Raw genomic sequence first — 12,826 nt, 5'->3', positions numbered from 1 at the left:
CCCCGATTACCAAGGCAATTCCGAACCATCCCAACTAAGAAATCGTCCGTTATCTTTCTCCTCAACGCCGTCGAGCACCGCCAGCAGGTTGGCGGCCGTTTCGTCAGGAGTATGCACTTTCAGCTTTGCAAGGGATTGACTGAACGGTTCGCTTAACGCCGATTCGGTGGTGCCCGGATGCAGGGACACGCAGGCGAGCGGTTTGCACCGTCGGGGCAACTCGATGGACAGGTTTCGCACCAGCATGTTCAGTGCCGCCTTCGAGCTGCGATAGGCGTACCAGCCTCCGAATCCGTTATCGGTAATCGATCCGACTTTCGCGGAAATCGCCGCCACCCGCTTGAACTCCCGGTGACGGAGCCACGGCAACAGTGCCTGAGAGAGTAACCCGAACCCGGTTGCGTTCACGGCAAACGCTCGCGCCATGCTCCCGGCGTCCAGATCCTCAAGCCGCTTCTCCGGGAACATCTCCGGCCCGTGGAGCAAGCCGGCGGCATAGATGAAACCATCAATACCTTCCTTTCGGTCCAGCAACGAGTCCAGTGCCTTTGCAACAGCCGCTGGCGATTCCGCATCCTGCGCATCCCATGGCAACACTGTACTTCGCTCATGGGCCCGCAAAACCTCCGGCGCCCTCTCCGGCTCACGACACAAGCCGATCACACGGATCTGCGAATCCCGTTCGATCAATTGCGCGGCCAGAGCGCCCCCAATGGCGCCGGAAACCCCAGCTATCACTACTCGTTTCATGAAAAACCTCCTGCGTTCCGGAGGACATACGAAAATTCTGTCATCCAGACTGCAAAACGGTGAACCAGCAAATTAAAACAACCGTATGAAACCAGTGTTCAAATCATCTTCGGGGTCCTGCCATTCCGCGCAGAACCCCATTAAAAAGCGCACGTAGGAGAGTATCCATGCAATACCAGGCTCCGGCGAATGACCTTCGCTTTCTGTTGTTTGATGTATTGGGCGCAGACCGGCTGCATGAGCTGGAAAAATACGCCGATGCCACTCCGGATCTGATTTCTGCGGTTATTGACGAGGCCGGCAAACTCGCTGCGGAAGTCATCCAGCCCACCAACCAGGCAGGCGACCGGGAGGGCTGCACCTACGACCCGGAAACCCGCTCAGTGACAACTCCGGACTGCTTCAAGGACGCCTACAAAAAATTCGTTGAGGGCGGCTGGACCGCGCTGGACGCGCCACTTGAATACGGCGGCCAAGGCCTGCCCCACACCCTGAAGTTTGTGGTGGACGAGATGGTCTGTTCCACCAATCTTTCGCTGGGCATGTACCCCGGCCTGACCCACGGCGCCATCAGTGCCCTGCATGCGCACGGCTCCGACGAACTGAAAAAGGTCTACCTGGAAAAACTGATCTCCGGCGAGTGGACCGGCACCATGTGCCTGACCGAACCCCAGTGCGGCACTGATCTGGGTCTGATTCGCACCCGCGCGACGCCGAACGATGACGGCAGCTACGCCATAGAAGGTACCAAGATCTGGATTACCGGTGGCGAGCACGACCTGGTGGACAACATCGTGCATCTGGTGCTGGCCAAACTACCTGGGGCACCTGATACCACCAAAGGCATTTCGCTGTTTGTGGTGCCCAAGTTCCTGCCCGAATCCGGTGAGCGCAACCCGGCGTTCTGCGGCGGCCTTGAGCACAAGATGGGTATCAAGGGCTCCGCCACCTGCGTCATGAACTTTGAAGGCGCCAAGGGCTGGCTCGTCGGCGAGCCGAACGACGGAATGCGTGCCATGTTCACCATGATGAACGAAGCACGCCTGATGGTGGGCATGCAGGGTCTCGGCCTGGCGGAAATGGCTTACCAGGAAAGTCTTGGCTTTGCCCGTGAGCGTTTGCAGAGCCGTTCATTGAGCGGCCCGAAGAACCCGGACGGCCCCGCTGACCCGATCATCGTACACCCGGATGTGCGCCGTATGCTGATGCGGCAGAAAGTTCTTAACGAGGGCATGCGCGCCCTGGCCCTGTTCGCAGGACACCAGCTGGATCTGTCGGTTGCCCATCCGGACGAAACCGTCCGGGAATCCGCCGATGACCTGGTTCAATTGCTTACACCGGTCGTGAAATCCTTCCTTACGGACGAGGGCTTCAACAACGCCAACACCGGTCTACAGGTACTGGGTGGTTCCGGCTTCACCACCGACTGGCCGCTGGAACAGCTGGTACGGGATGGTCGGATTGCCAGGATCTACGAGGGCACCAACGGCATTCAGGCCATGGACCTCGTGGGCCGTAAGCTGAGCCTGAAAGGCGGTCAACTGGTGCGCACCCTGTTCGGAACCCTGAGCGGATACCTCAAGGACAATCCGGAGGCGCCGCACCGGGAAGAACTGAAAAACGCCATGAAAGCGCTGGAAACCGCCACCATGTGGCTGGCCACCAATGCACCGAAGGATCCGGAGCAGGCGGGCGCTGCCGCCACGCCGTATCTGCGCCTTATGGCACTGACCGTGATCGGCTACCTCTGGTCCCGGATGGCCAACGTGGCCAACGAACAGCTTGCCGCGGGCGAGGGCAACAAGCCGCTGCTGGAAAGCAAGGTAGTGTCTGCACGCTTCTACTTTGAAAAGCTGCTGCCGGAAGTGGACTGGCTGCTGGGTGATATCCAGAGCGGCAAGGACAGCCTGATGGCGTTCTCGGACGATCACTGGGCAGCGTGATCCCGATTCCGGCCAGAGACCAGACACTCTGGCCGGAAATGACCGATCAATGACAGCTTGTGACCTTCAGCGCGACACTCCGAGACTTGATAATGATTACGTTGATTAGTGTCTCTGAACTAGTCCTGCCCAGCTCCCCGTCGGACTGGGTATTTTGAAAGCCACGCCCTGCGTGGCTTTTTTTATGGCCACTTTTTTGTCTGTGCGGTCACTGGGTTACAATTGCGGTCTTTGATTTTGTCCGGCTTTTGAACGGACCAACACGGGGACACCATGAACGCCGACGATTACGCTTTCCGCTTTGGCGGTATCGAACGACTCTACGGGCGCCGTGCCCTGGAAGCCTTTCGTAGCAGCCATGTGACCGTGGTCGGGCTTGGTGGTGTCGGGTCGTGGGCCGCGGAAGCCCTGGCCAGAAGCGGCATTGGCACAATCACGCTGATCGACATGGACGATGTCTGTGTATCCAACGCCAACCGCCAGCTCCATGCCCTTGAAGGCCAATACGGGCGCACCAAGACCGATGCCATGGCAGACCGGTTGCGGGCGATCAACCCGGCGGCAAACATTCAGGTGCATTTCGGCTTCCTGACCACCAAGAATGTCAGCGAGCTGATCACCGAGGACATGACCGGGGTGGTCGACGCCATCGACAGCGTCAAGGCCAAGGCTGCCCTGATTGCCCACTGCCAGCGCCGGAAGATTCCGCTGGTCTGTGCCGGCGGCGCTGGCGGGCAGATCGACCCAACCCAGATTCAGGTGGCGGATCTGAGCAAAACCACCCAAGACCCACTTTTGGCCAAAGTACGCAACCTGCTGCGCCGGGAATACGGTTTTTCCCGGAACCCGAAGCGTCGCTTTGGTATTGAGGCCGTATACTCCCTGGAGCAGCTGACGTATCCTGCCGGTGACGGTGAAGTCTGCCTTCAGAAACCGGCCACCGACGGCCCGGTAAGACTGGATTGCGCCTCAGGCTTTGGCGCCGCCAGTCCGGTAACCGCCAGCTTCGGTTTTTTTGCGGCCTCCCGACTTCTGAATCGGATCGCCAGACGCGCCAACCAATAGATCAACGGAACTGAAACCAATATGCCAGTCAGTACTGTCCTGCTTCTTGCCAGCATTGGCGTTCTCTCACTTTTCTGCCAGTGGCTTGCCTGGCGCGTCCGCATGCCGGCGATCCTGTTCCTGCTGGCAGGTGGCATTGCCGCCGGGCCTGTCCTGGGCTTTTTGGCCCCGGAAGTGGTTTTTGGCGACCTGCTGTTCCCGGTTATTTCCCTGGCGGTTGCCATCATCCTGTTCGAGGGCAGCCTGACCCTGCGTTACGAAGAAATACGCGGCCACGGCAAGATGGTCCGCAACCTGATTCCTGTGGGCTCGATTGTCACCTGCATCATCGGCACCCTGGCTGCACGCTGGCTTCTGGACGTTTCCTGGGCTGTTGCCCTGCTATTTGGCGCAATTTCCATCGTTACCGGGCCCACCGTAATCGCACCGCTGCTGCGCTCGGTTCGGCCGGATTCGAAACTGGCCAACATCCTTCGCTGGGAAGGGATCATCATTGACCCCGTCGGGGCTCTGCTGGCGGTTCTGGTGTTCGAAGGGATTGTCTCCTGGGGACAGGGCAACGTGTTTGGCCACTCGCTCTATATCTTCGGCAAGACCCTGGCGGTGGGTTTCCTGATTGGTGCCATTGCCGGGTATCTCAATGGCATCGTGTTGCGCAAGCACTGGATTCCCCAGTATCTGCATAACGCCGGCACCCTCACCTTTATGCTCGGCGTTTACGCCATCTCCAACGAATTGGCCCATGAGTCAGGCCTGTTGACGGTCACTGTAATGGGCATCTGGATGGCAAACATGAAGCAGGTGCCCATCGAGAGCATTCTGGAGTTCAAGGAATCCCTGAGCGTTCTGCTGATATCCGCCCTGTTCATCATCCTGGCAGCACGGGTTGAGTTTGCCGCCATTGCCGAGCTGGGCTGGGGCCTGGTGGCCGTGCTGGCCCTGCTGATGCTGGTAGCCCGTCCGCTGAGCATTTTCCTGTCTGCCATCGGTACAAGCCTGAACTGGCGCGAAAAGCTCTTCCTTAGCTGGATTGCCCCTCGGGGCATTGTTGCCGCGGCGGTGTCGGCGCTGTTCGCATTCCAGTTGCAAAAGCTTGGCTATGAAAGCGCCGGTGCTCTGGTACCCCTGGTCTTCATGCTGATCATCGCCACCGTCACCCTGCAAAGCCTGACAGCCCGGCCGATAGCCCGCCTGCTGAGAGTCGCGGAACCGGCGGAATACGGCTTCCTGATTCTAGGTGCAAACCCGGTGGCCCGGATGATTGGCACGGCCCTGAAAAAGTATGAGGTGCCGGTGACCCTGGCCGATACCAACTGGGAGAACGTACGCCAGGCCCGCATGGAAAACCTGCAGGTTTACTTCGGCAACCCCGTGTCTGAGCATGCATCAACTCATCTGGACCTGACAGGCATCGGCAAGCTGCTGGTCATCTCCCCCTACAAGCACATGAATTCCCTGGCCACCTACCACTTCCTGGACTGGTTCGGAAACAAGTGTGTGTTCAGTCTGGCAGAGGGTGATCAGGATCAGAAGGCGCGCCACCAGACGGCTGAAAAGATCCAGATGACCAGAGGCCTGTTTGACGGCGTCAGCTACGCCAAGCTAGCCAGTCTGGTGAGTCAGGGCTTCACGGTGAAGACCACGCAACTGAGTGAAGAGTTTGGTTACGAGGAGTTCCTGAACAAGTACCAGAACCAGGCCCTGGTACTGTTCACCTTCGACAGCAAGGAGCACGTCGCTCCGGTTTGCAGCATGAAAGACCTTAAGCCGGAAAACGACTGGATCCTGATCAGCCTGGTACCACCCCAGGCCAGGAAGGAACGCAAGGAGAAAGAAGCCGAACAGCCATCAGCCGGCGAGGATGCACCGGCCGGGGAAAATCCTTCATCGACAATCTAGCACCAGTTTGCCGCGCACGTGCCCACCTTCAAGCAGTTCGTGGGCCTGCGCAACATCCTCAAGCGAAAAGGCCTTCTCGATGTGCACCTTGACGTCACCGTCCTCGATCAGCTCGGCAATCTCATCCAGGTGAAAAATGTCGGGACGCACCGTCATTCCGTGAGCGCGTAATCCCATTTCCTCCGCCGCACTGATGATGTCATCGGCGGTAACGGTGGGGATGGTAACAAGGACTCCGTGCTCACCCAGGGTGTGTAGTGAGCGCTTACCCGTATCGCCGCCCACCAGATCCAGCACCACGTCCAGGCCATAGCATTCCTCGCCGATATCCGTGGTGCGGTAGTCAATCACTTCGTGCACCCCGAGTTCCGCCAGGAAATCCCGGTTGCCGGCCGAAGCGGTGGCGATGACATGGGCACCGCGCTCCAGTGCAAACTGAACCGCAAAATGCCCAACGCCACCGGCGCCGGCGTGGATCAGAATCTTTTGGCCAGACTCCAGTTTCGCCATTTCAAACAGCGCCTGCCAAGCCGTCAGCGCCGCGAGGGGCAAGGCACCGGCAGACACCAGGTCCAACTCTTCCGGCACGATAGCCAACTCATCGGCCGCCGCCAGGGCGTACTGCGCATAACCGCCACCGCCGGCCGGAAATCCCACCATCCCCATGACCCGATCGCCGGGCGCAAGGGTGGTCACGTTGGCACCAACCCCGACAACCTCACCGGCCACGTCGTATCCTGGTGTCCAGGGCAACGAATTCTCGATCTGCCTGGCCGCAAACCCCAACCCCTTCCGGGTTTTCCAGTCAATGGGATTGAGACCGGCTCCGTGCACCCGGACCAGCACCTGTTCGTCTCCGGGAACGGGTACGTCAGCCTCTACCACCTGCAGGACATCACGCTCCCCAAATCGATCGTAGATCACATGGCGCATTGTGGCTTCAGCATTCTGATCAGCAGTATTTTCCATGGGGATCTCCGGACAACAGGTTAAACGGGATTGGCTTTGAACAAGACTAGCTGAAGTAAAGCACAAAAGTGCTCGGGGGACCTAGAGCCCCTTGCCTCCGGCCACAACAGCAGAGCCGAGGATCTCGGCAAATTCTTTCGGCGCGCGGGCGGGCCGCTGGCTTTTCATATCAACACAGGCGTGAGTGGACACCGCCCTGACCAGGGTTTTGCCATCCGACGGACGCACCAGCTGGAACTGCCGGGCAGACCGGAAACGACCGTCGTAGTCGGTCAGCCAGGTTCCCAACACCAGTTGGTCCCCGGTATTGGCCGAGGCCAGGTAATCGATCTCCGTGCGGGTGATGGCCATCGCCTTGCCGGTTTTCTCATGCAGGGCCCAGGTCATTCCCAGACTCTCTATGTGGGCCCAACTGACGTCTTCAAGCCAGCGCACATAGACAACGTTATTGGCATGTCCGAGCCTGTCGGTATCCTCAGCGCGCACCGTAATATCAATGGTGAAAGGCGCGGGCAGATCCCAGGCAATGTCGTGCTGCTGCATCAGTTGCTTTCTCCAAGACCGGGAATGGCCTGCAACGGTAGCCGGCCAATACGATCATTGTGAAGTGAACCAAAGTACAGGTTGCCATCGTGGGGGTTCACCGAAGTAATCTCCTGCAAATGGGTTCCCCGGGTGTCATGGAGGCTGGTAATAACCTTGCCGTCCCGGTCGAAGGCGATCACCAGACCATATTCCTGCGGGGTGGGCTTCAGGCTGTCAGGCAGCTTTGCCACCAGATCCTTGAGCCAGGGCCGTGGGTGCATGGCATCCACTTTATGATTGCGCAGGGTAGGAAATGCGACCCAGTAGCGGCCCTGCTCATCCACCGCCAGGTTATCGGGAAAACCGGGCAGATTGTCGGCAAACACCTCTGCCTGCCCGGCTTTGGGTCCGTGAATCCAGTACCTCAGGATGCGATATTTCCAGGTTTCGTTAACCAGCACGTAGTCACCTTCAGGAGACACCGCAACGCCATTGGCAAAATGCAGGTTGGCCAGGAGGACTTCGGCCTTGCCGGTTTTCGGGGAGTAACGCAGCAAACGGCCGTGGGGGCGCATTTCCAGCAGATCCAGCAGGTATTCCGGCTGACGGAATTTCGAGCTGGCGTCGGTGAAGTAAATTCGTCCGTCATCGGCAATATCGACATCATCGGTAAACCGGAACAACGTACCCTCTGCTTCCCGGGCCAATACGGTAATCTCCCCTTCAGGAGTGATCGAAAGCAGCCCCCGCCAGGAATCCGCCACAATCAGGTTACCCTGCTTATCAAACACCATGCCCAACGGCCGGCCATCGGTGGACAACCAGTTTTCAACCCGACCATCCGGGAACACCCGCACGATGTAACCATCCTGGGTGCCGGTGTAGAGCACACCATCCTCACTGACGGCCGTATCCTCGGGACCGTACACCTGGCCGCGGGCCAGCAGGTCCGCCAACCTCAATCTCTCGTTCGGCGCAATGGGTCCGGTGAGGGGCGGCGGTGAGGGCGGACTCCACGCTTTACTGTCAACAGGCGAAGGTGTCAGCAGGAAGCTGCCCAATAGCAGGAAAACAACCAGCAACCCCACCATCCATTTCATACACTCTGCCCGCCTGTTGTTCTATCAATTCCGTGTGTCAGCGTTTGAGTTACCTTAGCAGACCGGCCGGTGGGCAGGAAAATACCTGACACGAGCGCTGTCAGTCTTCGGCACTGAGGAAACGGCGGCACAGGGCAGCAAACGAGTCGGCCTTTTCTGCGTGAAGCCAGTGGCCGGTACCCTGGATAATACGCAACTGCGCCCGCGGAAACAGTCGCTGAATATCATCCCTGTGTTTTTCCTGGATGTAGGCGGAGTCGGCTCCCTTGAGAAACAGCACAGGGCCCTCGAAGGGGCCAGCGCCCTCGGGCGCTCTGGCCAGATTCCCGTAGCACGCATCAATAACCGGCAGGTTCAGCCGCCAGTGAAACACCGGCCCACCCTCCTGCTGCTCTTCCCGGGGAATCCGCTCGAGGTTCTTCAGGAGAAACTGACGCACACCCGGCTCTTCAACGAAGTCGGCCATCAGTCTGTCGGCATCCTGTCGGGAACGTACGTCAGTCAGATCCATGCTGGTCAACCCTTCCAGAATGGCATCATGCCGTGGCTTGTAGTTAACCGGGGCAATGTCCGCCACGATCAGCCTGTCCACACGCTCAGGAGCCTGCAAGGCGACCTGCATAGCCACCTTGCCGCCCATGGAGTGACCCAGCAGACTGACCTTATCCAGCCCCTGTGCATCCATATAGGCAAGTACATCTGCCGCCATGGCCGGATAATCCATGGTGTCGGTGTGCGGTGAGCTGCCGTGGTTCCGCTCGTCCAACGCGTGGATCTGCCACTGATCTTCGAGACGGCGGGCGATGCCACCAAGATTGTCGAGGGATCCGAACAGCCCATGCAACAGGACCAGGGGCGGGCCTTCGCCGGTAATACGGTGATTCAGCTCAACAGTCATGGGCAGTCAGTCTCCGGATTGGTCTGCGTTCTCAAACCGGATACATTACCACTGCCAGCCTTGCGAGCAAGTACCGGTATTGACGATCATTTTCCGAAGACGAAAAAAAGCCGGGCAAAGCCCGGCATGAAGGTCATAGACGTTAAGCCTGAGAAATCAGCAATAGAAGATGCTGTTCAGGTACTCTGCAAGCTCGATGACGTTTTTCCGCTCAAGCTCGGTATGGGGTACAAAGATTTCCTGTTCCATAAAACACCTCCTGATTGCCTTTCCATTGCTTCAACCTGATACCCTGATGTTATCGTTCAAGCCACGGGTGACCGTTGACAGGCGGTTGCATACACTTGACATTTTGTATCAGTCCTCATGACAGCTCGTTAACTATCAGGCCGTATACCGTGACATCTGCCCAACCGGATTCCACCAGCACTCCCCTGGTCGCTGCCTCAAGCACGCTGGCACTGGTTCATTACCTTGAGCGACAGGGCGTGTTCAATGCCCCACACGTTGAACAACTGACCGGGCTGACGATGTCGGAACTTACCGACCCGGACCGTCGAGTCCCCGCGGATGCCCACTACCGGCTCTGGGAGCACGCAGAGTATGTTACGGGCGACCCTGGCGTTGGACTGCATGCCGGCAAGGTTGTGGATCCGGAACGGATGGGACTGGTGGGGCATGTATTCTTCAACTGCGACACACTGGGTGAGGCTGTTACCCAATATGTCCGCCTGCATCGGCTGATTAATGAGTCGGTATTCCTGAGCTTTGAGCAGACCGCTGACCAGGCCATCCTATGCTGGCAGCCAGACAGGGCCGAACATTACTGCCGGCAGGATATGGACCGCACCCTCGCCGCGTCTATCACCCGCACCCGTCATTTCATCCACCCGGGCATTCAGGCCGAATGGGTGGAAATTGCCCACCCGGCGCCCGTGTACGCGCACGAATACGAAAAGCTTCTCGGCGGGCCAGTCCGGTTTGACTGCGGCATCACCAGACTCGCCTTCAACAGCCGGCACCTGGGGCATCCGATTCCCCGCCGTAACCCGTATGTCTATTCAGCTGTGCTGAAACAGGTCAATTCCCTGCTGGCCAGGCTGCAGAGCCGTCGCTCCTTTGGCCGCAAGATTCACCGGCTGATATCAAAGCAGATGGCAACCGAAAAGATTGATGCCGACACGCTGGCCCGGCAGTGCCACATGAGCCGACAGACTCTGTACCGAAAACTCAAAAAGGAGGGTCTGAGCTTTCAGGGCCTGGTGGAACAGGTCCGGCAAGACAAGGCGCTCAGGTATGTGGCGGGGGATCAGTATGCCCTCGGCGAGATTGCCTTCCTGCTCGGTTTCTCTGAACTCAGCGCCTTCAGCCGGGCGTTCAAACGCTGGACCGGCACCTCGCCGGCCGAGTACCGTGCGAGACACCTGGCAAGCCCAGAGGCAGAACACCAGGAGCCGGACACCAGCAAAGGAGAGCGATAGTGGACGACCTGTCTCTGGTTGCGATTGCCGTTGGCATTCTTTACCTGGGCGCATTCGCCTGCGTCTACCGCATTCTGCTGACCTATCGCACTACCCAGGGTGCCATCGCCTGGATCATTGGCCTGATCGCAGTCCCTTACGTTGCGGTCCCCATGTTCGTCCTGTTCGGACGTAATCGTTTCGGTGGCTACGTGAAGGCTCGTCGTCTCGGAGACCGGTCACTGACCAACCTGCTGAACCGGTTCGAGCAACAGACCACCTCCATCCCGGTCCCTACCAGCGACCGTTTCACAGACGAACTCCAGGTGCTCTGCCGGCTGGGACGCCAACCGTTTACCGACGGCAATCGATGCACGCTGTTGCGGGACGGCGAAGCCACCTTCGACGCCCTGTTCGAAGCCATGGAAGACGCCGAGCACTACATCCTGCTGGAATTCTACATCGTGCGGTCAGACCGGGTTGGCCGTCGAATCAAATCGATTCTTGAACGCAAACTGGCCCAGGGTGTGGAGGTCTGGTTCCTGTATGACGATATTGGCAGCGTCTGGCTACCGAGGAACTACCTGAAGCAGCTCGCCGCCGCCGGCACCCGGATTGCCTCGTTCGGGGACGGTAACATCCGCAGGCGACGATTCCAGATCAATTTCCGGAACCACCGCAAACTGCTGGTCTGCGACGGTAAGGTCGGCTTTGTGGGCGGCATCAACCTGGGAGACGAGTACCTTGGCACCGCCATGGATCAGGAGCCCTGGCGCGACACCCATTGCCGGATTGAAGGTCCGGCCGTTACCGGCTTGCAGCTGGCGTGGTTGGAGGACTGGAATTGGGCCAGCAACGATTTTCCCAGCCTTGACTGGGAGCCGGTCGCCAATCAGCCCGGGAATGACGAGGTGCTGATGCTACCAACCGGCCCGGCCGACACCTGGGAAACCTGTACCCTGTTCTTCCTGAACTGCATCAACAACGCCCGATCCCGGCTCTGGATCGCCTCGCCCTACTTCGTGCCGGACTTCCAGATCATGAATGCGCTGCAACTGGCGGCGCTTCGGGGCATAGACGTGAGGATCCTGATTCCGGAGAAATCAGACAGCCGCCTGATCGGTCTGGCCGCCTACTCCTACCTGGTCCAGGCCTGCAAGACCGGAATCGGCATCTATCGCTACCAGCCGGGCTTCATGCACCAGAAAGTGATCCTGGTGGATGATCGCTATGCGGCAGTAGGAACGGCCAATATGGATAACCGCTCCATGCGACTGAATTTCGAGATCACCGCCATTACCACAGCACGGCATTTCATTCGCAGCGTCGAATCCATGCTGGAACAGGATCTCGACAGCTCCCGGCTGATGACCGAAAGGGATTACAAGGACCGCTCCATACTGTTCCGCCTGGCTTGCCGTGCAGTCCGCCTGCTGGCACCGTTGCTCTAGACTTTCTGATCACTGGCTCCGGAATACCCGATGTGCGACTATGCCTACACGATTCAGCCAGTACGCAGTAGCGACAGATCACCATGAATGCCTTCAAACCCAGAGAAACACTGACCGAACAGGTCGCCCGCCACATTGAGAACCTGATTGCCTTTGGCCAGCTCCGATCCGGAGAACGGATCTACGAGGGCGCCATGGCCAAGCAGATGGATGTCAGCCACGGATCCATCCGGGAAGGGCTGTTGCTGCTGGAGAAGCGGCACCTCGTCCGGAACGTTCCGCGCAAGGGCGCGTTCGTGACACCCCTGGACGAGTTTTTCGTTCGCAGCCTCTACGAAACCCTGGAACTGTATCTCACCCACACTGGCCGCAAGCTGGTTCGCAGCTGGCAGGCTGATGATATGGCCAGGCTGGAAAGTCTCTATGACCAGATGAAGGCCTGCTACGATAAAAACGATCTGATGGCCTTCCTGGAACTGGGCATTGAATACACCAAGGCATCGCTGGCCTATGCCGACAACTACTTTATTGTCTCCGCCATTGATGACCTCTGGCCGTCGGCCAAGCGCTGTGCCTTCGTCGCCTTCCAACAGGGAGGCAACCAGGTGCTTGAAGACAACCTGTCGCACATGGAGCAATCCATCAGCGCTATCAAGGACCGGGATGAAGACCGCCTGGCGGAAATACTGCACCGCTTCGCTCTGCAACAGTGTCAGCAGGTTCTCACCGCCATCGAAAAGACCGGCAACAAGACCGCGTGATGGGC

The 12,826-nt window shown here is 58.7% G+C and carries 11 protein-coding genes; 6 read left to right on the top strand and 5 right to left on the bottom strand.

What is annotated here, in order from left to right; genetic code table 11:
* Positions 1–6: 6 nt before the first annotated feature.
* The gene (locus SIC15_RS02765) at positions 7–750 is read right to left on the bottom strand and encodes an SDR family oxidoreductase (protein ID WP_412537033.1); all 744 of its coding nucleotides are present in this window, start codon (positions 748–750) and stop codon (positions 7–9) included.
* Between the two features lie 167 nt (positions 751–917).
* Between SIC15_RS02765 and SIC15_RS02760 the strand changes: the two genes are divergently transcribed.
* The 3 genes from SIC15_RS02760 to SIC15_RS02750 all read left to right on the top strand — a co-directional run bounded on the left by SIC15_RS02760 (position 918) and on the right by SIC15_RS02750 (position 5,657).
* Positions 918–2,693, top strand: a complete 1,776-nt coding sequence (locus SIC15_RS02760) for an acyl-CoA dehydrogenase C-terminal domain-containing protein (RefSeq protein ID WP_069184750.1) — start codon at positions 918–920, stop codon at positions 2,691–2,693.
* A 273-nt stretch (positions 2,694–2,966) separates the two neighbouring features.
* On the top strand, positions 2,967–3,758 hold the full coding sequence (tcdA, locus tag SIC15_RS02755) for a tRNA cyclic N6-threonylcarbamoyladenosine(37) synthase TcdA (protein ID WP_136630833.1): 792 nt from the start codon (positions 2,967–2,969) through the stop codon (positions 3,756–3,758).
* Between the two features lie 21 nt (positions 3,759–3,779).
* On the top strand, positions 3,780–5,657 hold the full coding sequence (locus SIC15_RS02750; protein ID WP_069184748.1) for a cation:proton antiporter: 1,878 nt from the start codon (positions 3,780–3,782) through the stop codon (positions 5,655–5,657).
* Here SIC15_RS02750 and SIC15_RS02745 read toward each other — a convergent pair.
* The 4 genes from SIC15_RS02745 to SIC15_RS02730 all read right to left on the bottom strand — a co-directional run bounded on the left by SIC15_RS02745 (position 5,643) and on the right by SIC15_RS02730 (position 9,149).
* On the bottom strand, positions 5,643–6,626 hold the full coding sequence (locus SIC15_RS02745) for an NADP-dependent oxidoreductase (RefSeq protein WP_069184747.1): 984 nt from the start codon (positions 6,624–6,626) through the stop codon (positions 5,643–5,645). The genes SIC15_RS02750 and SIC15_RS02745 overlap by 15 nt on opposite strands.
* Before the next feature lie 81 nt (positions 6,627–6,707).
* On the bottom strand, positions 6,708–7,169 hold the full coding sequence (locus SIC15_RS02740; RefSeq protein ID WP_069184746.1) for an acyl-CoA thioesterase: 462 nt from the start codon (positions 7,167–7,169) through the stop codon (positions 6,708–6,710).
* Entirely contained in the window at positions 7,169–8,251 is a 1,083-nt protein-coding gene (locus SIC15_RS02735) for an SMP-30/gluconolactonase/LRE family protein (RefSeq protein ID WP_136630834.1), read from the bottom strand. The genes SIC15_RS02740 and SIC15_RS02735 overlap by 1 nt, the downstream gene beginning before the upstream one ends.
* Before the next feature lie 100 nt (positions 8,252–8,351).
* On the bottom strand, positions 8,352–9,149 hold the full coding sequence (locus SIC15_RS02730) for an alpha/beta fold hydrolase (protein ID WP_136630835.1): 798 nt from the start codon (positions 9,147–9,149) through the stop codon (positions 8,352–8,354).
* Between the two features lie 398 nt (positions 9,150–9,547).
* On the opposite strand from SIC15_RS02730, the gene SIC15_RS02725 reads away from it, so the two are divergent.
* The 3 genes from SIC15_RS02725 (at position 9,548) to SIC15_RS02715 (ending at position 12,821) form a co-directional block, all read left to right on the top strand.
* Positions 9,548–10,630 carry an AraC family transcriptional regulator gene (locus SIC15_RS02725; RefSeq protein ID WP_291905748.1) on the top strand — a complete coding sequence of 361 codons (1,083 nt, stop codon included), beginning with the start codon at positions 9,548–9,550 and terminating at the stop codon, positions 10,628–10,630.
* A complete protein-coding gene (cls, locus tag SIC15_RS02720) occupies positions 10,630–12,060 on the top strand; it encodes a cardiolipin synthase (protein WP_136630837.1) in 1,431 nt (476 codons plus the stop codon). The genes SIC15_RS02725 and cls overlap by 1 nt, the downstream gene beginning before the upstream one ends.
* 83 nt (positions 12,061–12,143) lie before the next feature.
* On the top strand, positions 12,144–12,821 hold the full coding sequence (locus SIC15_RS02715) for a GntR family transcriptional regulator (RefSeq protein ID WP_136630838.1): 678 nt from the start codon (positions 12,144–12,146) through the stop codon (positions 12,819–12,821).
* Positions 12,822–12,826: the final 5 nt, after the last annotated feature.

The sequence above is a fragment of the Marinobacter sp. MIT932201 genome (genome assembly GCF_047123295.1).
Taxonomy (GTDB): Bacteria; Pseudomonadota; Gammaproteobacteria; order Pseudomonadales; family Oleiphilaceae; genus Marinobacter; species Marinobacter salsuginis.
The sequence above is the reverse complement of the archived record's forward strand: the minus strand, read 5'-3'. Positions and strand labels throughout refer to the sequence as shown.